The sequence below is a fragment of the Streptomyces termitum genome (genome assembly GCF_014650175.1).
Lineage (GTDB): Bacteria > Actinomycetota > Actinomycetes > Streptomycetales > Streptomycetaceae > Streptomyces > Streptomyces termitum.
The window spans coordinates 348829-373176 of sequence record NZ_BMUL01000001.1 but is presented as its reverse complement, the minus strand read 5'-3'; the positions used below and the strand labels follow the sequence as shown (position 1 = coordinate 373176).

At 72.6% G+C, this 24348-nt stretch carries 14 protein-coding genes; 7 read left to right on the top strand and 7 right to left on the bottom strand.

All coding sequences use genetic code 11. The features are described from left to right. Positions 1–41: 41 nt before the first annotated feature. The 3 genes from IE219_RS01710 to IE219_RS01700 all read left to right on the top strand — a co-directional run bounded on the left by IE219_RS01710 (position 42) and on the right by IE219_RS01700 (position 3440). Positions 42–872, top strand: coding sequence for a tetratricopeptide repeat protein (locus IE219_RS01710; protein WP_189974661.1), 831 nt, complete (start codon positions 42–44; stop codon positions 870–872). Positions 873–939: 67 nt separating this feature from the next. Then, a complete protein-coding gene (locus tag IE219_RS01705; protein WP_189974660.1) occupies positions 940–1905 on the top strand; it encodes a HEAT repeat domain-containing protein in 966 nt (321 codons plus the stop codon). Positions 1906–2132: 227 nt separating this feature from the next. Further along, positions 2133–3440 carry a M28 family metallopeptidase gene (locus tag IE219_RS01700; protein ID WP_189974659.1) on the top strand — a complete coding sequence of 436 codons (1308 nt, stop codon included), beginning with the start codon at positions 2133–2135 and terminating at the stop codon, positions 3438–3440. Between the two features lie 81 nt (positions 3441–3521). Here IE219_RS01700 and IE219_RS01695 read toward each other — a convergent pair whose 3' ends face one another. Both IE219_RS01695 and IE219_RS01690 read right to left on the bottom strand, forming a co-directional pair. Next, positions 3522–4739, bottom strand: coding sequence for a LolA-like protein (locus IE219_RS01695; protein ID WP_189974658.1), 1218 nt, complete (start codon positions 4737–4739; stop codon positions 3522–3524). A 157-nt stretch (positions 4740–4896) separates the two neighbouring features. After that, a complete protein-coding gene (locus IE219_RS01690) occupies positions 4897–5907 on the bottom strand; it encodes a polyprenyl synthetase family protein (RefSeq protein WP_189974657.1) in 1011 nt (336 codons plus the stop codon). Between the two features lie 207 nt (positions 5908–6114). Here IE219_RS01690 and IE219_RS01685 point away from each other — a divergent pair, with 207 nt between their 5' ends. Next, on the top strand, positions 6115–7638 hold the full coding sequence (locus IE219_RS01685) for a peptide MFS transporter (protein WP_189974656.1): 1524 nt from the start codon (positions 6115–6117) through the stop codon (positions 7636–7638). A gap of 38 nt (positions 7639–7676) precedes the next feature. After that, positions 7677–9674 (top strand): CocE/NonD family hydrolase, encoded by a 1998-nt coding sequence (locus tag IE219_RS01680; RefSeq protein WP_189974653.1) that lies wholly within the window; start codon positions 7677–7679, stop codon positions 9672–9674. A gap of 43 nt (positions 9675–9717) precedes the next feature. On the opposite strand, the gene IE219_RS01675 is transcribed toward IE219_RS01680, so the two are convergent. Next, entirely contained in the window at positions 9718–11031 is a 1314-nt protein-coding gene (locus IE219_RS01675; RefSeq protein ID WP_189974651.1) for a peptidase, read from the bottom strand. Positions 11032–11325: 294 nt separating this feature from the next. On the opposite strand from IE219_RS01675, the gene fahA reads away from it, so the two are divergent. Continuing rightward, positions 11326–12552 (top strand): fumarylacetoacetase, encoded by a 1227-nt coding sequence (gene fahA, locus IE219_RS01670; protein ID WP_189974649.1) that lies wholly within the window; start codon positions 11326–11328, stop codon positions 12550–12552. Here fahA and IE219_RS01665 read toward each other — a convergent pair whose 3' ends face one another. From IE219_RS01665 to IE219_RS01650, 4 genes are all read right to left on the bottom strand, one after another. Then, positions 12553–13377 carry a dioxygenase family protein gene (locus IE219_RS01665; protein WP_189974647.1) on the bottom strand — a complete coding sequence of 275 codons (825 nt, stop codon included), beginning with the start codon at positions 13375–13377 and terminating at the stop codon, positions 12553–12555. Between the two features lie 43 nt (positions 13378–13420). Continuing rightward, complete coding sequence (locus IE219_RS01660) at positions 13421–14353, bottom strand: AraC family transcriptional regulator (RefSeq protein WP_189974645.1); 933 nt, start codon at positions 14351–14353, stop codon at positions 13421–13423. 180 nt (positions 14354–14533) lie between these two features. Next, positions 14534–14707, bottom strand: coding sequence for a hypothetical protein (locus IE219_RS01655; protein WP_189974643.1), 174 nt, complete (start codon positions 14705–14707; stop codon positions 14534–14536). Between the two features lie 35 nt (positions 14708–14742). Then, on the bottom strand, positions 14743–20907 hold the full coding sequence (locus IE219_RS01650) for an RHS repeat domain-containing protein (RefSeq protein ID WP_229849531.1): 6165 nt from the start codon (positions 20905–20907) through the stop codon (positions 14743–14745). A 377-nt stretch (positions 20908–21284) separates the two neighbouring features. Between IE219_RS01650 and IE219_RS01645 the strand changes: the two genes are divergently transcribed. Next, entirely contained in the window at positions 21285–24344 is a 3060-nt protein-coding gene (locus IE219_RS01645; protein WP_229849530.1) for an FG-GAP repeat domain-containing protein, read from the top strand. Positions 24345–24348: the final 4 nt, after the last annotated feature.

The window sequence follows — 24348 nt, the reverse complement described above, 5'->3', positions numbered from 1 at the left end:
GGGGCCTGTGGGGCGGCGCGCGCCGCTGTAGCCTCCCGCGCATGGACCACCGCATGGACGAGCGCGCGGGCGACCCCGCGCACGACGACTTGGAGGCGGGGCGGGAGGCCGTCGCCGCCGGGGACTGGCTGGCCGCCGGACACGCCTTCGTACGGGCCGCGACCGAGGGCAGCGCGGAGGGCGCCGACCTCGCCGTGCGGGTCGTCGGCGGGCTCGTGCCGCTCGCCGACGCCGGTTCGGCCGACGCGGCGGCCCTGATCGCCGGCATCCTGCTGGAGCACTCCGACGGGTCCGCGCTGCCGACGGCCGCGGCCTACGCCCGCGCGGCGGCCGACGCCCGGCACCCGGCGGGCCAGCGCACCTACGGGCACCTGCTGGCCAACGGCCTCGGCGTCCCGGCCGACCCGGTCACGGCCAAGGCCCTCTTCCGGGCGGCGGCGGAGGCCGGGGACCCGTACGCCGCCTTCAACCTGGGACAGCTCTCCGACGACTTCGACGAGGCCCTGGCCCTGCTGCGGACCGCCGCCGAGCAGGGCGTCGAGGAGGCCGGGGCGGTCCTCGCCGACCGGCTGGCCGCCGTCGACCGGGACGAGGAGGCCCTCGGCTGGTACCTGTGGGCCGCCGGGCGCGGCCACATCGGCGCCATGCACGCCGCCGCCTCCTGGTACCGCGACGGCTTCGGCACCGCGCCCGACCCGGTGGAGGCGGTGCGCTGGTTCCTCGTGATGTTCGCGCACGGCGACGGGGACGGCGTCCACGAGGCCATAGCGCTGGTGAAGGCGGGCGCCCTCGACGCGGAGGGCATCCGCCGGGCCGGCCGGCTCGCCGGCACCCCGGGCGCGGCCGACGCCCTGCTCCCCTTCCTGCCCTGACCGCCCCCGGCCCCGCGCGAGGCCGGGGGCCCGCGAAGCTCCGCCGGACAGGCCCTAGCATCGCCGCATGGCGACCTTCGTGCACCTGACCCCCGGCGACCGGGTGGAGCGCGTCCGGCGCGGGGGGATCAAGGCGCTCGGGCCCCGGCGGGGCGTGTACCTGTTCCCGGTGCTGCCCTCGTACCCGGTGACGCACCAGTGGCTGCGCGAGCTGGCCCGGCGGCCCGGCCCCCGGCGGTACGCGGCCGTGCACGTGCGGCTGCCGGACGACGAGCCGGTGACCGTCGGCCGGTACGACGACCGGGAGCCCGCCGCGACGACGGCGGCCGGGGCCGTACGCCGGATCGGGGAGCTGGCGGACCCGCTCGGCTGGGAGGTCTTTCTGCCCCGGGCCGTCGCGCCCGGCGAGGTCCGGCGGATCCGCGCGGTGCGGCAGGTCGCCGGCTGGCGGTACTTCCCCGGCGCCCACGGCGTCACCCCGTGCGTCTGCGCCGGCTGCCGGGTGCGGGGCGAGTACGGCTCCCGGCGGCTGCGGGAGCGGCGCCCGCACCCCCTGGACGGGCCGCCGCCCGCGCCCGCGCTGCTGGCGAGCCGCCTGGAGCGGGCGGAGGCGCGCGGCGACACGGAGGAGCTGTGCCGGGTCCTCCAGGGGTACGAGCTGCGCCGCCGGGGGCCGGTGGAGCGGCTGGCCGCCCTCGCCGGGCATCCCGACCCGGGGGTGCGGCGGCGGCTCGCGTGGGCCGTGTCGGGGTGGCGGACACCGGGGGCGGACGCCCTGCTGCGGGAGCTGGCGGGCGGGGCCGAGCCCGCGGTGCGCGCGACCGTCGCCGCGATCCTCGGCCTGCGGTCCACGCCCGGCGCGGACGCGCTCCTCGCGGAGCTGGCCCGCGACCCGAGGGCCGCCGTGCGGGAGGCCGCGGCGGAGAGCCTGTGCGACCGCGACACGGACGCGGCGCGGGAGCTCCTGGACGTCCTGGCGGACGATCCGATCGCCTCCGTACGGGAGTTGGTGACCCTCCTGCGGGAGGAGTGACCGGCACCCCCGCATGCCCTCCTGTCCGCTGAGCGGACGGGGCTGACCGGATTGAGGTCTTGACGGGACATCGTCACGTCACTGAGCATTCAGCACGCGCACACCAACCGTAGGGGTCCCATCACCCCTACGGGCACCACCCGTACAGCTCCACGCCTCGTGCCACCCAGGGCGCGAGGCTCTCGCACGTTCCGTCCCATCCCCAGTTCGGAATCCGGAGCCCCCACATGAAACTCTCCGCGAGACTCTCCGCCCTGGCCGGTGCCTCGGCCCTCGTCGTCGGCGCCCTCGCCGGTGCCGCGCCGGCCTCGGCCGCGCCCACCGGTGCCACCGCCGCGCCGGACATCCCGCTCGCCAACGTCAAGCAGCACCTGGCCGACCTCCAGTCCATCGCGACCGCCAACGGCGGCAACCGCGCGCACGGCCGGACCGGCTACAAGGCGTCCATCGACTTCGTGAAGGCCAAGCTGGACGCGGCCGGATACACCACCACGCTCCAGACCTTCACCTCCTCCGGCGCCACCGGCTACAACCTGATAGCCGACTGGCCGGGCGGCGACCCGAACCAGGTCCTGATGGCCGGCTCGCACCTGGACTCGGTGACCTCCGGCGCCGGCATCAACGACAACGGCTCCGGCTCCGCCGCCGTCCTGGAGACCGCGCTCGCCGTCTCCCGCGCCGGCTACCAGCCCTCCAAGCACCTGCGGTTCGCCTGGTGGGGCGCGGAGGAGCTGGGCCTGATCGGCTCGAAGTACTACGTGAACAACCTCGCGTCGACCGAGCGCGCGAAGGTCAAGGGCTACCTGAACTTCGACATGATCGGCTCGCCGAACCCGGGCTACTTCGTCTACGACGACGACCCGACGATCGAGCAGACCTTCAAGACCTACTACGCGGGCCTCGGCGTCCCGACCGAGATCGAGACCGAGGGCGACGGCCGCTCCGACCACGCCCCGTTCAAGAACGCCGGCATCCCGGTCGGCGGCCTGTTCTCGGGCGCGGACTACGTGAAGACGTCGGCGCAGGCGCAGAAGTGGGGCGGCACGGCGGGCCAGTCCTTCGACCGCTGCTACCACTCCTCGTGCGACACGACGGCGAACATCAACGACACCGCCCTGGACCGCAACAGCGACGCCGTCGCGTACGCGATCTGGGCGCTGTCCGGCACGACGACCACGCCGCCGGCCGGCACGGTCTTCGAGAACACCGCCGACGTCTCCGTCCCGGACAACGGCGCGGCCGTCACCTCCTCGGTGACCGTCTCCGGCGTCACCGGCAACGCCCCGTCCAACCTGGCGGTCGGCGTGGACATCATCCACACCTGGCGCGGTGACCTCGTCGTCGACCTGATCGCCCCCGACGGCTCGGTCTACAACCTGCACAACCGCACCGGCAGCAGCGCGGACAACATCCAGCAGACCTACACCGTCAACGCCTCCTCCGAGGTCGCCAACGGCGTCTGGAAGCTCCGCGTGCAGGACAAGGCGTCCGGGGACACCGGCTACATCAACAGCTTCAAGCTGACCTTCCCGTAAGCCTCCCCGGCCTTACGGAAAAGACCACCCGGGCGGGTCGGTGACACGTATCCCGACCCGCCCGGGGCTCCAACCCTCTTGCTACTTGCCGGAGTTCGCCGCGTCCACGAGGGTCTGCGGGGTGACCGCGCCCGCGTAGACCTTGCCGGAGTCCGTCATCAGGACGTTGACGATCTTGGTCTTGAAGACGGTGCCGGAGCCGAACTTCCCCTTCACCTGGTCCCCGAGGGCGTTCAGGAAGTCCTGGGCCTCCGCCGGGGCCTCGTCCGTCTTCGGGGCGGGCGCGCCGGTGTCGAACCGCGCGATCGTGGTCCAGCCCTCGCCGATGACCCGGAAGCCGCCGTCCCCGCCGTTGACGCCGCCCCCGCCGAGACCGCCGAGACCCAGGTCGCCGAGGGCCTTCTCCAGCTCCTGCGGGGCCTTGTCCCCGCCCTTGCCCGCCTTCCCCAGGCCCTTCTCCACCTCGTCCGCCTCCGTCACCTTCGCGCCCTCGGGGACGCTGAAGGCGAACTCGGAGGCGGCCGGCCGGGAGAAGTCGACCGTGGTGAAGCCCGCGTCCACCACCGGCTTGCCGCCGTCGACGGAGTCCAGGGTGAACTTGAGCGGGGTGCCGCTGGCCGCGTCCACCGCGATGGTGACGGCCTTGACCGTCGAACCCTGCTGCTTCGGCGTGATCACCAACCGGTACGCGTCCCGGCCGGCGATCTTCGCCGTGCCGTCGACGGTGATCGAGGTGGTGTCCCCGGCGGCCTTCAGGACCTCGTCCGCCAGCTCCTTCGGGGTGGCGGGCAGCTCCTTGCCGAGCTCCTTCTCCGGCGCCGGGCCGGTGCCGCCCGCGCCCTTCTCGTGGAAGACCTCGTTCGAGCGGGAGTCGTAGGCCCACACCTCGTCGCCGTTGTGGACGAGGCTGTAGCGCTCCTTGCCGTCGAGGACCGTCAGCTTCTGCCGGTCCGGTCCGTCGGCCGCCACCTTCAGGGTGTGGGTGCCGGAGACCAGCCGGGTGAGCTGCGCGGACGGGTCGGCGGTGCCGGGCCCCTCCGAGGCCCCGGCGCCGGACGCCAGCCCGGACAGCAGCCCGTCGAAGGCCGGCAGCCCGAGGTCCGTGGAGACCCGGAAGGTGCCGGACAGGGTCTGGGTGTCCGAGGCGGCGATCTTCTCGATGAGCTTCTGGGCGGTGATCTCCGGCAGGTCCGGGTCGCCCGACGCGGCGAGCGCCGGGACGAGGCCGATGGTCGCGGCGGCCACACCGGCCACCGCGACGGGGACGATGTACCTGCTCGCCTTGCGCTGTGCTGCCATGGTCTGTGATCCCTCCGTGCCCTCAGTGGGCTGCCTGGTCGATGACACCATCACACCAGGACGGGAGGGCCGAATCGTCAGCCCCCGGGCCCAACCCCGCGTACCTCTCCGGGATGACAACCCCTAGGGAACCGCCCCCGGAAGGCCCCCCGGCGGGTCAGCCCGCGCGGTGCACCACCGCGTCGCACAGCTCCTCCAGGGCCGCCTTCGCGTACCCCTCGGGCAGCGGCGCGAGCATCGCGCGGGCCTCCTCGGCGTAGCGCACGGTGTCCCGGCGGGCCTGCTCCAGGGCGGGGTGGGCGCGGAGCCGGGACAGCGCCTCGGCGTGCCGGGCGTCGTCGGTGAGGTCGCCGTCGATCAGGCCGACCAGCTCCAGGTCGCCGGGGCGCCCGTGGGCGGCCGCGGCGGCCCGCAGGTGGAGCACCGGCAGGGTGGGGACGCCCTCGCGCAGGTCGGTGCCGGGGGTCTTGCCGGACTCGTGGCCCTCGGAGGCGATGTCGAGGACGTCGTCGGCGAGCTGGAAGGCGACCCCGAGCCGCTCCCCGTACTGGGTGAGGATCTCCACGACCGACTCGTCGGCGCCGGACATCATCGCGCCGAAGCGGCAGGAGACGGCGACGAGGGAGCCGGTCTTGCCGCCGAGGACGTCGAGGTAGTGCTCGACGGGGTCGCGGCCGTCGACCGGGCCCGCGGTCTCCAGGATCTGCCCGGTGACCAGCCGCTCGAACGCCTCGGACTGCACGCGGACGGCCTCCGGGCCGAGGTCCGCGAGGGTGTGCGAGGCGCGGGCGAAGAGGAAGTCGCCGGTGAGGACGGCGAGCGAGTTGCCCCAGCGGCTGTTGGCGCTGGCCACGCCCCGGCGCACGGCCGCCTCGTCCATGACGTCGTCGTGGTAGAGCGTGGCCAGGTGGGTCAGCTCGACCACCACGGCCGAGGGGACCACGCCGGGCGCGTAGGGGTCGCCGAACTGGGCGGCGAGCATCACGAGCAGCGGACGGAACCGCTTGCCGCCGGCGAGCACCAGGTGCTGGGCGGCCTCGGTGATGAAGGGGACATCGCTCTTGGTCGCGTCGAGGAGGCCCGCCTCGACGGCCGCCAACCCCGTCTGGACATCGGCCTCAAGAGCCTGGTCCCGCACGCTAAGCCCGAACGGCCCGACGACGGTCACGAGGGGTTCTCCTGTCTGCTGACGCCTGCCGGCGATCACTGGTGTGTCCGGTGGGGTTCACGCGGAGCACGCGAGTCACACGGATGGTCGATGTGTCGCTGGGATGCACTCCAGCCAGCGTATCCGGTCACGTTTCGATCACCGTGGGCGCCTTCCCGTCACCCCCGGTATGTTCGAGATCAGCTGATACGACACGGAGAGAACCTTATGTCCAGAACGGCGATCGGCAACGACGCGCACGACGAGGACGGCCCGCCCGGCGAACAGCCGCCGCCCGAGGACGACCACGCCTTCCTCGGCCATCCGCGCGGCCTCCTCGCCCTCTCCGGCCTGGAGGTCTGGGAGCGGTTCTCCTTCCTCGGCATGCAGGCGATCCTCGTCCTGTACTTCGCGGCGGCCGTCTCCGACGGCGGCCTCGGCATGGACGCCGGAACCGCCGCCTCCGTCTCCGCCGCCTACGGCACCCTCGTCTACCTGGTCTCCGTCGCCGGCGGCTGGCTCGCCGACCGCGTCCTCGGCTCCTACCGGGCCGTCCTGTGGGGCGGCGTCCTGATCGCCTGCGGCCACTACTCCATGGCGGTGCCCACCGCCGCCATGACCTGGACCGGACTCGGCCTCATCAGCGCCGGCACCGGCCTCCTCAAGCCCAACGTCGCCACCATGGTCGGCAAGCTGTACCGCACCGACGACGAGCGCCGCGACGCCGGCTTCGCCCTCTACTACATGGCCATCAACATCGGCGCCTTCGCCGGCCCCCTCATCACCGGCTGGCTCGCCGACCACAAGGGCTACCACTGGGGCTTCTCCGCCGCCGCCGTCGGCATGACCTTCGGCCTGATCCAGTACGTCGCCGGCCGCCGCCACCTCGCCGGGAAGAAGCACTCCGCCGAATTCCCGCTCGCCCCCGCCGCCCTGCGCCGCGCGATCACCTCCATGGTCGCCGGGGCCGCCGCCACCGCCGTGCTCGCCGTGCTCCTCGCCGCCGCCGGATGGCTCACCATGGGCCGCTTCGTCGACCTGCTCACCCTGATCTCGGTGATCGCGCCCGTCGTCTACTTCTGGGTCATGTTCACCAGCCCCCGCGTCACCCCCGAAGAACGCGGCCGGCTCAAGCCGTACGTCGTCCTCTTCCTCGCCTCCGTCGCCTTCAACTTCATCCTCTTCCAGGCGTACTCCACGATGATGCTGCTGGCCCAGTCGAACGCCCGCACCACCCTCCTCGGCTTCGACTTCCCGCCCAGCTGGTACGCCTCCGCCCTCGGCGCCTTCGAGGTCGCCCTCGCCCCCGTCGTCGCCACCGTCTGGGCCCGGATGGGCCCCCGCCAGCCGCACGCCTCCCACAAGATCGCCCTCGGCGTGATCCTCGGCGGCCTGTCCTTCCTCCTGATGGTCCTGCCCACCTCCGGCCACGCCGACGACACGTACCAGATGGCCGCCTGGTGGATCGTGGGCTCCTACCTGCTGCTCGGCCTCGGCGACGTGCTCCTGGAGACCTCCGGCATGTCCGCCACCAGCAAGCTCGCCCCCAAGGCGTTCTCCAGCCAGACCATGTCCCTCTGGTTCCTCTCCCTCGCCCTCGCCAACGGCATCCAGGCCCAGACCGTGAAGCTCTACGACGACGTCTCCAAGCCCGCCTACTTCGGCGTCAACGGCGCCGTCGCCGTCGCCGTCGGCCTCGCCGTGATGGCCCTGGCGCCCTGGCTGCGCCGCACCATGCACCCCGTCCGCTGAGATCCCCCCGAGGTCCCCCAGGCTCCCGAGGTCCCGCCATGCGCATCCGCACCGACTTCCCCCACGAGACCCGCCACGAGGACGTCCGCATCCCCATGGCGGACGGCACCCTCCTCTACGCCCGCGTGTGGCGCCCGGTCACCGACGAACCCGTCCCCGCCCTCCTGGAGTACCTGCCCTACCGGCTCACCGACTGGACCGCCCCCCGCGACCAGCAGCGCCACCCCTGGTACGCGGGCCACGGCTACGCCTCCGTCCGGGTCGACGTGCGCGGCCACGGCAACAGCGGGGGCCTGCCCGGCGACGAGTACGACGCCACCGAACTCGCCGACGGCGCCGCCGTCGTCGCATGGCTCGCCGCCCAGCCCTGGTGCACCGGAAAAGTCGGCATGTTCGGCATCTCCTGGGGCGGCTTCAACAGCCTCCAGATCGCCGCCCTCGCCCCCGAAGCCCTCAAGGCGATCGTCACCGTCTGCTCCACCGACGACCGCTACGACAACGACGTCCACTACATGGGCGGCTCCGTCCTCGCCGTCGACATGCACGCCTGGGCCGCCACCATGCTCGCCTTCACCTGCCGGCCCCCCGACCCGGCCCACGCGGGCGAGGAGTGGCGGGAGCTGTGGCTGCGCCGCCTGGAGGCCGTCCGCCCCTACATCCACACCTGGCTCGCCCACCAGACCCGCGACGCCTACTGGCGGCACGGCAGCGTCTGCGAGGACTACGGCGCGATCAAGGCCGCCGTCCTCGCCGTCGGCGGCTGGCACGACCCGTACCGCGACACCGTCCTCCGGCTCGTCGAACACCTCCCCGCCGACCGGGTCCGCGGCATCATCGGCCCCTGGTCCCACCAGTACCCCGACCGCGGCCTGCCGCCCGGCCCCGCCATCGGCTTCCTCCAGGAGACCCTCCGCTGGTGGGACCACCACCTCAAGGGCGTGGACAACGGCGTCATGGCCGAACCCGCGCTCCGCTCCTGGATCAGCGAATCCCACCCGCCCGCCACCGTCTACGCCGAACTGCCCGGCCGCTGGGTCGCCGACCCGTCCTGGCCCTCCCCGCACGTCACCCGCGCCGAGTACGGCTTCGGCGGCGAGCCCCTCCAGGTCCACTCCCCGCAGCAGACCGGCCTCGACGCCGGCCGTTTCTTCCCCTTCGGCAACGACGCCGACCTGCCGCCCGACCAGCGCGACGAGGACGCCCACTCCGCCTGCTTCGACTTCACCGTCCCCGAGGACGGCGCCCCCGTCGAGATCCTCGGCCGGCCCGCCGTCCGCCTCCGCCTCCTGACCCCCGCCCCCACCGGCCAGATCGCCGCCCGGCTCTGCGACGTCGCCCCCGACGGCTCCTCCACCCTCGTCACCCGCGGCGCCCTCAACCTCTCCGCCCGCCACGGCCGCGACCACGCCGTCGACGCGCCCGTCGGGGAATGGGACACGTACGCCTTCGAACTCAACGGCATCGGGCACACCTTCCCGCCCGGCCACCGCGTCCGGCTCGCCGTCTCCTCCGCCTACTGGCCCTGGCTCTGGCCCCGGCCCGACGCCGCCGGCTTCACCCTCGACCCGGCCGGCTCCGCCCTCACCCTCCCGGTCCGCGCCCCCACCCGGGACGCCGTCGCCTTCGAGGAACCCGAGCAGGCCCCGCCGCTCGGCGTCACCACCCCCGGCACCCTGGAGGAGACCCGCCCCGAACGGCTCGTCCGGCGCGACGTCGCCAAGGGCGAATGGACCCTCCAGGTCGACCCGAAGTACGGCGGCACCCGCGTCTACCCCGACGGCCTCGAATTCACCGAGGACGCCGTCGAGACCTACACCATCGCCGAGGACGACCCGCTGACCGCCCGCACCCGCTCCGACTGGACCGTCCGGCTGCACCGGCCCGACCTCGCCTGGGACGTCCGGATCGAGACCCGCTCCGAGATCACCTGCGACGCCCGCGCCTTCCACACCTCCGACGAGGTGGTGTGCACCGAGGGCGGCGAGGTCGTCTTCCACCGCACCTGGGAAAAGACGATCCCCCGCACGGCGGGCTGAGCCCGACCCGTACGGGGGATCGTCCGTCCGTCCTCCCGCGCGCCTACGCGCCCGCGCCGGCCTTCCGGCGCCGGGCCGCGAACACCGCGCCCGCGCCGAGCACGACCGCCGCGCCCGCCGCCGCGCCGATCCCCGGCAGGGCGTCGCCCGCGCCGGTCGCCGCCAGCTGCCCGCCGGTCAGCGGCACCGACGACGAACCGCCCTGCCCGGTGTGGTCCACCGGGGCCGGGGTGCCGGTCGACGGCTTCGCCTCCGGCACCGGCTTCCCGGCGGGCTTCGCCTTGACGACGTCGAAGTAGGCGTCCTCGTCCTCGGTGTAGCCGCAGCCGCCGTCCTCGATGTCGTACTCCCCCGCCGCGCTGAGGACGCCGACCCCGGCCGGCGCGCCCTTCGCGACGGTCAGCCGCAGCTTCGCGTCCGCCTTGCCGCCCTTGGAGAGCGCGCCCAGCTCGACCGCGTCGATCCCCAGGGCGGGCAGCTTCGTCCACTTCGGGTGGGCCGTGGAGGACCACTCGACCGTGGTGTGCCGGACGATCTTCTCGACGTCGTCCTCCTCCAGCTCCTCCAGGTCCTTGGCGGAGTTCGGCAGGATGCCGGAGAAGACGTACGCGTGCACCGCCTCCAGGTCCTTCTTCGCGGTGTTCTCCACCGTCAGCGAGAAGACGGCGCTGGTACCGGCGGTGACGGAGCGGGGGCCGGTCAGCGAGACGGCGAGCCCGCCGTCCTCGCACTCCTCCCAGCTCCCTTCCTCCTCCTCGTACTTCTCGAGGGCGGCCTCGGCGGCGGCGAGGGCCTTCTCGGCCTTCGCGATGTCGTCGGCGAGGACCGACGCCTTGCGGGCGAGCGCCACCCGGGCGTCGTGCCACGCGTCGACGGCCTTGTCGCGGCGCTCGGCGGCGGCCGTCCGGGCCGCGGCGGCCTCCTGGGCCTTCGTCCCGGCGGCGGTGACGAGCCCGGCGGCCAGCTCCTTCGCCTCGGGCGTGGCCTCCGGGTCGGCCTCGACCAGGGCCAGGGCGTCCTGCGCCGCCTTGAGGGCGGCGGCGGTGTCGGTGACGGCCGTCTCGGCCTCGGCGAGGGCCTTCTTCGCCGCGGCCTCCTCCTCCACCACGTCCTTGCCGATGTTGTCGTTATCCAGGTCCTTCAGGACCCGCTCGCGCTGCTCCCGCAGGCTCTTGAGCTTCTTCTCGGCCCGCTCCACGGCGGCGACCAGCCGCCCGTGCGCGGGGTCGTCCTGCTCGGCGCTGCTGCCGGCCGCCGGCTTCTGCGTCCCGGCGAAGGCCGGGGCGGCGGACAGGAACACGACGGGCGTGGTCACGGCGGCGGCCACGGCGGTCGCGAGAATGCGTCGGATCTTCAACGTGCGGACCTTTCCTGGTCAGGAAACCGGTCGGAAAGAAAAAAGGGGTGCGCGCCCGCGGGCTACGTCACGCGGGGGCGCCACCACCGTGATCGTAGGGCTCCGCCGGGCCCCCTGGCGGCGGGTTTTCCCCCCGCTCGTACGGGGACCGGCGGCCGCTCGCGGAACAATCCGGGCGCCCGGGGGCAGTTGCCCACGGAGGCCGCGCTTTCTCTGTGATCCATGTCATCCGCGCCGCGCGGCCCGAGCCGTAACGTGTCCCTCACCGATTCATCGAAAGCGAGGCACGCACCGATGTCCGAGCACAGCCCGCTCGACCTGGCCGAGGGCGACCCCTTCGGCCCGCACAACCTCCCGTACGGCGTCTTCACCACCGCCGACGAGCCCGCCCGGCGCCGGATCGGCGTCCGGATCGGCGGCCACGTGCTGGACGCGGGGGCCGCCGCGCACGCCCTCGGCTCGCCGCACGCGGACCTGCTCGGCCGGCCGTCGCTCAACCCGCTGCTGGCCGCCGGGCGCGCCGTCTGGCAGGAGGTCCGCCGGGAGCTCACCGCCTGGGTCACCGACCCGGCGCACCGCGCGGCCGTCGAGCCGCTGCTGCACCCGCTGGGCACGGTGGAGCTGCACCTGCCGTACGAGGTCGCGGACTACGTGGACTTCTACGCGAGCGAGCACCACGCCACCAACGTGGGCCGCATCTTCCGCCCCGACGGCGACGCGCTGACGCCCAACTGGAAGCACCTGCCCATCGGTTACCACGGGCGGGCGGGCACGATCGTCGTCTCCGGCACCGACGTGGTGCGCCCGACGGGGCAGCGCAAGGCGCCCGCCGACCCGGCGCCGGTCTTCGGCCCGTCGGTGAAGCTGGACATCGAGGCGGAGGTCGGCTTCCTCGTCGGCACGCCCTCGGAGCTCGGGCGCCCGGTGCCGCTCTCCTCGTACCGCGACCACGTCTTCGGCCTGACGCTGCTCAACGACTGGTCGGCGCGGGACGTGCAGGCGTGGGAGTACGTGCCGCTGGGCCCGTTCCTCGGCAAGTCGTTCCAGACCTCGGTGTCGGCGTGGGTGACGCCCCTGGAGGCGCTGGACGCGGCCCGGACCGCGCCGCCGGCCCGGGACCTCCCCCTCCTGCCGTACCTGGACGACGCGGAGGAGGAGCCGGGCGGCTACGACGTGCGGATCTCCGTGGAGATCAACGGGGAGGCGGTGGCCGAGCCGCCGTTCTCCACCATGTACTGGACGGCGGCCCAGCAGCTCGCCCACATGACGGTGAACGGCGCCTCCCTGCGCACCGGCGACCTGTACGGCTCCGGCACGGTCTCCGGCCCGGAGACCGGCCAGCGCGGCTCGCTCCTGGAACTCACCTGGAACGGCCGCGACGCCATCGAACTCGCCGACGGCAAGCGGACGTTCCTGGAGGACGGCGACGAGGTCGTCCTCACCGCGTGGGCCCCCGGCCCGGACGGCACCCGGGTGGGACTGGGCGAGGTCCGGGGCCGGATCGCCCCCGCGGCCGGCTGACTAGCCGACCCGCCAGAGGGCGGGGACGTTCGGCGGCTCCCAGCCGGCGATGGCGGTGTGGGCCTGGAGGCACACGTAGCCCACACCGCCGTAGGTGACCCTGGCCCCCGCCGTGTACGCCGTCCCGGCGGCCCACGTGCCGCCGGGCGGGTTGCTGGTGGCGGTCGACGTCGGGGTCGGCGTCGGGCTGGGGTTCTGCTTCACGTCGAGGACGAAGTCGAAGGCGGCCTCGCGGCCCCCGGAGCCGTCCCGGACGTTCATCAGCAGCCGCGGGTCGTAGATGGTGTCGGTGTTGTTCCGGGGCTCGTTCGGGAAGTACAGCTGGGTCGTGAGGATCGGGCGGCCCGGCGCCTGCACCTTGACGTGGATGTGGCGGGTGCGGCCCGGGTAGAGGCCGGGGACGATCGCGGTCAGCTTGTACGAGCCGTCGGCGCCGGTGAACTGGTGGCCGCGGAACTTGAAGCCGGTGTTGTCGTAGGCGCCGTTGTTGTCGGCCTGCCAGAAGTCCAGCAGGACCCCGGATATCGGCAGGCAGGACCGGCCGAAGACGTAGCCGCTGACGGTGAGGCGGGTGCCGGGGCCGTCGGGCATGCTGCTGCGCAGCGGCGAGTTGGGCTTGAAGTAGGGGCCCTCCATCTGCGGGATGGTCGGGTCGTCGCCGTCGTCGCAGGTCGGCGTCAGGGCCAGGTCCCCTTCGGACCCGCCCATGGTGCGGGCGAGCGCCGGAACGCCCATCAGGGCCACGGGCGCCGCCATGCCGGCCGCGAGCGCGGCCTTCAGGACCGTCTTGCGGGTGACGTGCCCGGTGCTGGTCTCGTTCTCCATGTTGCCTTGCTCCTCGGGTGGGGGGCTGAGGTCGGCAACGAACCTAAGCGGGCGGCGCGTCCGCTTCGATGGACGGAACACGGCCGTCGTGGTGTTTTCGGAAGCCGCCCGGACTGCGCCCGGCCTCCCGCCGGAAGAAGCGGCAGAAGTACGCCGGATCGTCGAAGCCGACGCGGGCGGCGACCTGACGCACCGACAGGTCGGTGGCGATCAGCAGCCGCTGCGCCTCCCGCACCCGCTCCTCCCGCAGCAGCGCGGCCGGCGTCCGCCCGGTGGCCGCCCGCACCACCTCGGTCAGGTGCCCCGGCGTCACCCCCAGCCGCTCGGCGCACTCCCGCACCGGCACCCCGGCGATCCCGGCGGCCGGGGCGAGCCGCAGGAACTCCTCCGCGACCCCCCGCACCACCGGCGCCACCGGCCCGCCCGCGCCACCGCCGCCCGGCTGCCGCGCCGCCCGCACCAGCAGGACGTGCAGCAGCGAGCGCAGCACCCCCGCGAAGCCGTCCGCGCCGCCCCGGTACTCCTCCGCCAGCTCCTCCATCAGCAGCCCGGTCCGGGCGTGCCCGGCCCCGTCCAGGTCCACCCAGGGCCGCTCCCCCAGCCGCCGCAGCAGCTCCTCGTCGCCCACCCCGCCGACCAGGAACTCCGGCGTGAACAGCACGAGCGACCCCTCCAGCCCCCGCACCCCCTCCCACCGGTGCACCTGCCCCGGCAGGATCACCCCCAGCTGCGGCGGCCGCACCGCGTACCGCTCGGTGTCGATGACGTGCACGCCGCTGCCCTCCACCACGTGCACGATCTCGTAGAAGGTGTGCCGGTGCGGGTACGCGGCCCGCGACATCGGTCCCATCGCGTCGAACCCCCCGGCGGCGAAGGGCACCTGGTCCGGCAGCCTCAACTCCAGCCGGTGCACCGGCGGATCCCCCTCCCGGGGCACGGCACAGGGCTCTCCGGCTAACACCGTGCTCCCCCGCATGGAAACCACCCCTCCACGACTGGTACAGACCATTAGCCGGTCCCCACGATCCCACGCCGGAGCCCGCCGGTCACCCTCCCCGGCGCACGAGAAGAAGCCCCGCAGGATCACTCCTGCGGGGCTTCCCGTCCGGAAGGGGTCCGGGGCCCGGCCCTCGCCGGGCGGCGGGTCAGGGCGGTGTCAGCCGCTCTTGCCCAGGTTCATCAGGACGATGCCGAGGAAGAACAGGAAGGCGCTCAGCGACATCCCCTTCTTCTGCCGGCTCGTCCAGTTCTCCCACCCGCGCACCCCGCGCGTGGTCACGGCCAGTCCGACCGCCCCCACGACGAGCACGGCGATTCCCGCGTACTTCATTCACCCCTCCACTGATGTCGGTCCGGGCGAGCGGCTCAGTCAGCCATCGCCGCCCGGATCTCGTACGTGGCGGTGGCGGTGACACCCGCCGCCGTGTTCCAGTTGTTGTACCGCGTGGCCCGGGCACCGGCGCTGACGGTGGAACCGAGCCCCGCTCTCAGTTGGTGGAACTGGTTCCGGCCCATCTTGAGGGCGGTCCGTGTCACACCGCTGAGTGCCGACTGGGCCACTTCACCCTGGTACATGGCCCTGCCGAACTTCAAGGCCAGGCCGCCTCCGGCCACTCCCACCAGGTCGAGTGTGCCCGCGACCCAGTCCCCCTTCGAGAAGTCACTGTAGGCGTCCGCCGCACCGCTCGCCATGGCGACCGGGATGAGGGCCGGGACGAAGATCGAGGCCACGCTCAGGATCGTCGTCCGATGGGTGTTCAGGAATTCGAGACCCCCCATGACCTTGCCGAAGAAGCTGTCCTTCTTCCGCCGTTCGGCGTCCGCCTTCGCCTTGGCGGCCGCGTCGGCCTCCCGCTGCCGCTTCCGGTCATCGGCGGCCTTCTTCGCCTGGGCGACCTTCTTGGCGTCGTAGTGGTACACCCGGTAGTTGGCCGGATCCGCCCGGTACGCCCGGTACTTGGCCCGGGAGGCGGCGTCCTTCTTGGGCGTCTGGTGCCAGATCCACTTGCCGCTCTTGTAGGTGTATCCGGCGGTCATGCCGCGTTCGCTGGCCCAGTAGGAGTCGCTGACGCCGTTGCCGCCGACCGGGCCGTCGGGGCGCAGGCCCGTCGGGTCGGACTTGGTGAGCGGGTTGTTGTGGGCGTAGGAGTACGCGTTCATCTGGGCCGGGTCGCCGAAGTCGACGACCGGGTCGACCGAGAGGAAGCGGCCCAGGACCGGGTCGTACTCGCGGGCTCCGAGGTGGGTCAGGCCCGTCGGGTCGTTGGTGCCGCCGACGAAGCCCCGGGTGCCGAAGACCGGCGACTGGGCGGTGCGCAGTTCACCGAAGGGAAGCTGCTTGCGCTGGGTGAACGCCAGGGTCGTGGTGTCGATGGCCGTCGTGGCCGTGCCCTGGTGGTCGTTGATCAGGTAGGAGACGGCCGCTCCGCTGCGGACCGCGACGGTCTCGCCGCCGTGGGTGTAGTAGCGGGTGGCCGTCTTGGTGGTGCCGTTGGCCGCCAGCTTCAGCTCGTCGCCGTTGGGCAGGGTCAGCACCTGGGTGCCGTCCGCGTTCTTGGTGAGGAGCCGTTCGCCGTCGGCGTTGTACACGTAAGCGGTGGTCTTGCCGCCCTCGGTGAGGGTGGCGAGCCTGCCTTCGGCGTCCCAGTCGAGGGTCTGCGCCCTGGTGCCGATGGCGCGGCCGGTGACGTTGCCCGTCGCGTCGTACTGGAAGGTGCTGACGCGGCCGTCGTCCGGGCCGCCGGTGACGGTGGCCTGCTGGACGGCGTGCGGCCGGTCGGCTCCGCCGGCGGGGTGGGTGTAGGCGGTGGTGACCGCGCCGAGCCGGTCCTTCTGCTCGGTGCGGTTGCCCGTCTTGTCGTAGCCGTACGTCAGCCAGTAGGTGCTCGGGCCGCCGACGCTCGTGGTGCCCGGTGCCGTGGCGCAGTCGGTCTTCGCCGTCCACGCCTCCGTCAGCCGGCCGAGGGCGTCGTTGGTGAAGCACTGGCGGTCGGTGACGGCCGTGGCGTCCTGGCCGGTGGTGCTGGTGAGGCTGGTGACGTTGCCGGCCGGGTCGTAGGTGTACAGCGAGCGGTCGACCCGCTGGGGCGCGAGGTACCGGTCGGTGGTGCGCTCGATCAGACGGCCGGTGTGGTCGTCGTAGGCCTGGGTCCGCCAGACCTTCTTGTCGAGGTCGGAGCCGAACTCGGTGCCGACGGGGCGGCCCTGCCAGTCGTACTGGACGTTGGCGACGAGGATGACGCCGCCGCGGGTGGTGCGGTAGGGCTGGTCGTCGCTGTTGTAGTTGGTGGTGACGCGCTCGGCGGGGATGTCGCCGATCGCGGGGTTGAGGGTCCAGAGCAGGGCTCCGGTCTTCTCCTCGTAGCCGTAGCTCCAGCTGTAGGTGCCGGCGAGGCCGCCCGCGGCGGCGGGGACGACGAGGCTGGCCGACGTCGGCTGGTACCGGTCGTCGAAGCCTCCGGCCTGCTCCTTGTACTCGGCTCCGCCGACGTAGCGGCTGCTGCTGGTGAGCCTGCCCTTGGCGAGGGTGTCGTAGGTCCACGCGGCGAGCGTGGTGGCGCCCTCCTTCAGCGCGGTCTTGCGGCCGAGCTTGTCGTAGACCGTGGTCAGGGTGCGCTCGCGGGCGTCCTTGGTGGTGACGACCCGGCCCAGGGCGTCGTAGGTGAGGTCGCTGACGCCCTTGTCGGGGTCGTCGACGCGGGTCTTCTGGCCCCGGGCGTCGAAGGTGTACGACCAGGTGTTGCCGGCCGGGTCGGTGACCGAGGACGCCTCGTCGTACTTGCCGTAGGCGTACGTCGTCGTCTGCGGCTGGGTCTGCCCGGCGCCGGCGTACTCGATCAGCTGGGTCCTGCGGCCCCTGGCGTCGGTGACCGTCGTGGTGGTCGTGCCGCCCTTCGGCGGGACGACCGTGACCCGGTCGCCGCCGTAGACGGTCGTGGTCCGCCACTTCTCGTCGCCGCGGAAGAGCGAGACGGCGTCGGTGACCCGGCCGAGGCCGTCGTAGGTGTTCTCGGTGACGTTGTCGACCGCGTTCTCCTGCTTCGCGGTGTACAGGGTCGCCGAGGGGGCGACGTCGCCGTAGTAGGGGGCGAAGGACTTGGCGACCCAGCCGCGGGTGTCGTAGCGGGTCTCCGTCAGGACGGTGTGCTGGGTGCCGGGCGCGGGGGCCTGGGTCTGGCGCTCCCTGAGCAGGCCGTCGTACAGGGCGTAGGTGGTCCGGTACTCGCCGTTCTGCTTGAGGGTCTTGGTGGTGACGGCGTTGGGCGCGGTCCGGGAGATCCGGTACTCGTACCGCACGGAGGGCTGGGTGGCGTGGTCGGCCTTGGACCAGCCGGGCTGCCAGACCTGGAGGACGCGGCCGAGGCCGTCGTGGACGGCGTCGGTGCGCTTGCCGTTGGCGTCGACGGCGGAGGTGGGGACGCCGCGCACCGGGTCGAGGTTCGTGGTGCTCTCGTGGCCGAGGGCGTTGGTCACCTTCACGGAGGTGGGGATGCCGGTGGCCGGGGTGTGGGCGGTCGTGGTGGTGTTCCCGAGCGCGTCGGTCTCGGTGAGCTCACGGCCGTACTGGTCGTAGGTGTGCTTGGCGGTGGTCAGGTACCCGGTGCCCGCGGCGTCCTGCTCGTCGAGCCGGGTGACGAGGCCCTTCGCCGGAACGGCGGTGAGGGAGGTGGCGTTGTCGTAGTAGCGGCGCTCGACGGAGATCAGGTCGGCGGGCAGGTTCGGCGTGGTGCCGCACGCCTGGGCCACGGTCCGGACCTCCGTCGGCAGGCCGAGGAGGGCGCCGGGCGCGTAGGTCGTGGTGGTGCACTCCTCGTCGCCGGTCTTCGCGGTGTCGCCGAGCCGGGACTCGGTGAGCAGGTCGCCGTTGGCGTCGAAGGTGCGGCGGGTCTCGGTGGTGCGCCAGGTCTGGCCGACGGCGGTGCGGATCCGCTCCTTCGCGCCGCCGGTGACGTAGGCGTGCCGGGCGGGCAGGCCTTCGGCCCGGGTCTCGGTCGCGGTCGCGGCCGACACCCACGGGGTGAAGCCGCTGGAGGTCTCCAGCCGGCCGCCGTCGCCGTTGTAGGTGGCCTCGTCGCGGATCATGCCCGCGAAGGCCTCGTGGTCGGTGGCGGGAACCCCTTCGCTGTCCTTGACCTCCGCGCCGGGGATGCCGCGGAAGTAGCGGTACTCCTTCAGGGTGCGCGGAGTGGAGGAGGCGCCGGAGCGCACCTGGACCCGGCCGAAGCCCTTGCGGTCGCTGTAGGTGAGGTTCTCGGCCTTGGTGAACTCGTCGTCCGGCGCCTTGCCCCAGGCCATGCCCTCGGGATAGGTGTACTCGGTCCGCTTGGGCACGCCGCCGGCGGTGTTGTCGGTCTCGACGATCAGGTTGACCGCGTAGGCGTGGAACCAGTCGAGGTACGGCTCGTAGTCGGCGGCCGGCGCGTCCGGCGGGGACCACTTGATCGGATAGCAGCGGCGGGTGTTGGCCGCCGTGGGGGCGGGCACGCTGGTGGCGGAGCAGTCCTCGGGCGTGTAGCCGACGCCGATGGTGCCGCCGCTCTCGGTGTTGACGGCGGTGACGCGGTAGCGCCTCATGCCGGGCAGCGGGTCGGGCTTTCCGCCGGTGGTGGCGCCCTCGACCCGGTTGGGGAGGGGGGTGCCGTTGAAGGTGACGGCGGGCAGGGTGACGGCGCCGGTGCCGGTGTGGCCGGTACGGGTGATCGACTTGAGCCACAGCGGGGCGGCGCCGCCGTCGCCGGTGGCCGGGAAGTTGGCGTCCAGGGCCCAGCTGTCGACGGGCTTCCAGGCGCCTGCGGACCAGACGTGGGTGGCGATGGTGGTGAGCTTGAGGCGGGTCCAGAAGGACGGCGAGTAGCGGTCCTTGCAGACGGCGCCGTTGGCGCAGTACTGGTCGAAGGGCACGTCCGGCCAGTTCTTGGCGTTGGCCGCGTCGAAGGTGGCGCAGCCGCTGACGCAGCGCTCGCCGTGGGTGAACTCGACCTTGGCGGCGGGCTGCCCGTAGAGGGCGGTGTCGCGCAGGCCGTACTCGATGCGCTTGAGGTAGCCGCTGCGGTCGTACGGGGTCGCGGTGGCGTTGCCGGTGGCCGGGTCCATGTTGCGGCCGTAGTTGTTGGTCTCCTCGCCCCAGTAGTACGTCATGGCGTTGCCGCGGGGGTCGACCACGTAGTCGAGGTTCCAGCGCCAGGCCTGCTGGCACCAGGCGTCCTTGAAGGCGGCCTGGTAGCAGGGCTCGCCGCTGTGGTTGCCGAAGACGGGGACGGTCCAGGTGGAGCGGGTCTCGGTCTTGCCGGAGACCCAGCCGTCGAGCCGGTTGGCGCCGAAGTGGTAGCGGGTGCCGTCCGGCGTCGTCACCTTCCAGTGCTCGCCGTTGTCGTCACCGTTGTTGTCGCCGTAGTTGTCGGCGGCGGTGCTGACGGCCTTCTCGATGCGGGTGCCGTCGTCGGACTGGAGGTGCCAGTCGCCGGTGGCGGTGTCCCGGATGAGCTGGTTGGTGCGGCCGTTCAGGTTGAGGACGGCGTTGTCCTTCTTCCAGCACAGGTCGCCGACCTTGGCGGTGGTGTTGTTGCTGCCGGTCTTGTCGTCCACGCAGGAGACGTACTGGCGCTCGATGTAGCCGGGTTCCATGGACCAGCCGTCGCCGATGCCGCCGGGCTGGTTGTTGGTGGCGGCGGTCCGGCCGTCGATGGCCAGGGAGCTGTAGCCGATCGAGAGCTTCGGGGCGGTGTCGCCGGGGACGTCGGGGACGGCGATGTCGTAGTTCCAGCTGAAGCCGCCGCTGGAGCCGCCGGCCGACCACGAGCCGGAGGGGGCGAGCGAGGTGGCCTTGAAGTCGCCGGAGGAGCCGGAGGCGGCCGCGGTGGCGGCGAAGACGGTGGCCTGTCCGGCCGTGGCCGACAGGGCCGCGGTGGTGCTGAGCGTGCCGGTGCCGGTGTCGTTGACGGTCGGCAGGTCGGTGCCGCCGGCGCAGCCCTTCACGCCGGGGGTCGTCAGGGCGCAGGCGGGCAGGGCCCGCAGGCGCAGCCGGGAGGCCCAGTCACCGCCGTAGGCGGCGCGGAAGGCGTCGTAGTCGAGTTCGACCCGCACCTCGCCGGTCTTCCGCTGGAGGGGTTCGACGGAGAACACCACTCCTTCGACGCCGAGCCGGTCCGCGGCGGCGCGGTCGAGCATCCGGACGCGGGTGCGGTCGGTGCCCTTGGCGTCCTTCTTGGAGACGCGGACGCCGGAGACGGCCGGGTCGGTCCGCGGGGACGGCCGGGCGTCCCGCTTCGCCGGTGCGAGGAGCACGGCGGGGTCGCCCTGGAGGCCCTGTTCGGCGGTGCGGGCCGCGGGCCAGGTCACGGCGGGGGTCTTCCAGTCGGCGACCCGGCCCTTCGCCCCGGCGGCCGCGTCCTGGGGGCGGACCTGCTCGACCTGGAGCGGTTCGGTCTTCTTCTGCGGCTCCGGCTGCCAGGCGACGGCGGCCGCGGCCACCGGTCCGCCGAGCAGTCCGGCGGCCAGGAAGCCCGCCGTGAGCAGGGAAACCGTGCTCACGGCGCCTTTCCGGACCGGTGGTCTGTGCTTTTCACGCCTAGTCATGTTCGTTTTCCCACCCCTGTGCACGTTTTGTGTGCGTAAAACGCTTGATCACTGACCGAAAGAACCTAGCCGGAAGCCCACAAGTCTCTTTACAGACGACTGAAAAATGACCCTTAGTTCGTCACATATAAAGGGGCGATTCGCATTAATTGCCGGTTAAACACCCGCAACTTCTCACCTGGTTCAGCTTTTTCAAGCCAACTATGGAAACCGAGAAGGGAGAAGCTCCGCTCATTCGAGACTGCGATCTAGTGTTCGATCCGAATGTTTTGGGGAGGGAGATCATGAAGTACCGAAACACCCGAAAAAGACCCGCGAGAACCCTCGCGCTCATGACCACGGCCGCCACGGTCCTGCTCGGCGCGATGGTCGCGCCCCAGGGCGCGTCGGCGCTCACCGCCGAGGGGACCGCGTCCCCGTCGGCCGCGCCGGCCCCGGCGCCCGAGGAGACCGCGAGCCTCCAGGCCCGGAAGACCGGGAAGCCCGTCGAGGTGCTGGCCCGCCGCACGGAGACGTCCCAGTTCTTCGCCGACCCGTCGGGCACCTTCACCAACGAGCAGTACGTCCTCCCCCGCTGGACGCGGAAGGACAACAAGCTCGTCCCGATCGACACGGACCTGGCCGCCGGCCCGGACGGCCGGCTGGCCCCGGGCGCCACGAAGACCGGGGTGTCCTTCTCCGGCGGCGGCACGGGACACGCCGTGACCATCGAGCAGGACGGCCGCTCCGTCTCCCTCGACTGGCCCTCCCCCCTGCCCGCCCCCGTGGTCGAGGGCGACACCGCGACCTACCGCGAGGTGCTCCCCGGCGTCGACCTCCAGCTGCGGGCCGGCAACAGCGGCTTCGGCCAGCTCCTCGTCGTCAAGACCCCGCAGGCGGCGGCGAACCCGGCGCTCAGGACCGTCCGCATGTCGATGGCCGCCGACGGCCTGACGGTCTCGGCCGACGCCGACGGCAACCTGGCCGCCGTGAACCCGGCCGGCCAGGAGGTCTTCACCGCCCCCACCCCGCGCATGTGGGACAGCTCGAAGGCCGCCGCCCCGGCGGGAGCGGGCCAGGCCCGCTCCCTGGCCGCCGCGGCCACGCCGCCCACCGACGCGTTCGAACCCGGGTACGGCGCGAAGGAGGCCCCGCTCGGCCTCTCCGTCACCCGCGACGCGCTGAGCCTCAAGCCGGACCAGTCGCTGCTCACCGGCAAGGACACCACCTACCCGGTCTTCATCGACCCCACCTTCTCCGCGACCGGCAGCCGCGAGGCGTGGGCCATCGCCTACAAGAAGACCCCGACCGCCTCGTACTACAACGGCGCGGGCTGGCACAACTCGGACGGCAGCGTCGGCACCAACCAGGCCCGCGTCGGCTACGAGAACGTCACCAACGGCCTCGCCCGCTCGTTCTTCCGCATGGACTCCAACAACCTGTGGAACACCAGCAAGTACATCAAGACCTCGACGTTCCGGATCAAGAACGTCTGGTCCTGGTCCTGCACCGACCGCTCCGTCGACCTGTGGCTCACCGGCGGCATCTCCTCGGCCACCAACTGGAGCAACACCGACAACTCCACCATGTGGAGCCGGAAGCTCAGCTCGGTCAACCAGTCCCTGGGCTACTCCTCCGGCTGCCCCGCGGGCGACCTCGCCTTCGACACCACCTCCGCGGCCAAGGAGTCGGTGACGAAGAAGTGGAACAACATCACGATCGGCCTCCGCGCCACCAGTGAGACCGACGTCTTCGCGTGGAAGAAGTTCGACGTCGGCACGGCCCGGCTGACCACCACGTACAACACCTACCCCAAGGCCCCGACGAACGTCTGGACCTCCCCGGACACCAACACCCCCGAGTGCCTGGCGGGCCCGTACCTCACCGCGACGATCGGAAACGCCGACCTCACCCTCGCGGCCACCGTCACCGACCCCGACGGCGGCACCGTCAAGGCCCGCTTCGTCCTGTGGCCCACCGGCTACGGCGGCGCCTCCAACGAGGTGAACCGGACCGTGGACGTCGCCTCCGGCAAGAGCGCCCGGACCGTCGTCACCAAGGCCGAGATGAAGAAGCTCCTGGCCGACAACGGCCAGACCGGCACCGGCACCTTCTCCTGGCACGTCCGCGCCGAGGACGGCGAGCTCTCCGGCCCCCGGACCTCCACCTGCTCCTTCCGCTTCGACGCCGCCCGGCCGAGCTTCCCGCCGGCCGTGACCTCGACCCAGTTCCCCGACGGCGCCGACGGCTGGCCCGAGACGACCGGCATGGCCCGCTCCGAGGGCACCTTCCAGATCACCAACAAGGACACCGAGCCGGCCGCCGCCTTCGAGTACTGGACCGACTGGGACCCGACCGTCCGCAAGGCCACCCTGCCCATCGGCGGCGGCATGCTGGCCAACCTCAAGCTGACGCCGCCCAGCGTCGGCCGGCACGCCCTGAGCGTCCGGTCCGTCGACGCCGGCGGCAACCTCTCCGACACCACCCGCTACTGGTTCTACGCCAACGGTCCCAACACCCCCGACAAGCCCGGCGACCTCAACGGCGACGGCCTGGCCGACCTCTACGGCGTGCGCAGCGACGGCGAACTGTGGTTCTACGCCGGCCACGGCACCGGCATCATGGCCCCCGCCGTCGTCGCGTCGAACCAGGACTTCACCGGCAGCGACATCACCCGCCGCGGCGACTGGACCCAGGACGGCTACGAGGACCTCATCGCCCTCAGCGGGGCCACCGACGAGAAGACCCTGACGATCTACCCCAACAACGGCTTCGGGCACGCGTGCTCGGCCCGGGGCGAAGAGGCCGACGGCGTCTCGAAGGCGTGCCAGTACGACGCGGCGACGCTCTCCGTCTACGACCCGAACAACAACCACTGGGCCGACGCCGACCAGGTCATCGCCATCGGAGACGTCGACGGCCCGCTCGACACCAACGCGGACGGCGTCGTCGACGTGCCCGGCCACCCCGACCTCCTGGTCAAGCAGGGCAACCTGCTGTGGCTGTACTACGGCTCCGCCGACCACTACCTCGACAGCGACCCCGGCCGCCAGCCCAAGCTCATCGGCACCGGCGGCTGGGCCCCCTACACCCTCACCGCCCCGGGCGACCAGGACAAGGACGGCTACCTCGACCTGATCGCCCGCCAGAACACCACCGGTGAACTGCGCCTCTACTCCGGCGGCAAGGACGGTGCCGGCCTCGGCTCCGGCTCCAGCTTCACCGTCATCGGAAGCGCCTGGACCGCCGCGAACCGCCCGCTGTTCACGGCCGTCCCCGACGCCGACAAGAACGGCACCCCGGACCTCTGGGCCACCACCGCCGACGGAAAGCTCTACTTCTACCCGAACGCCCTGGGCGCCGGGACCGTCGTCGGCACCGGAGGCTGGACCGCCTTCTCCGACCTGGCCTGACCCG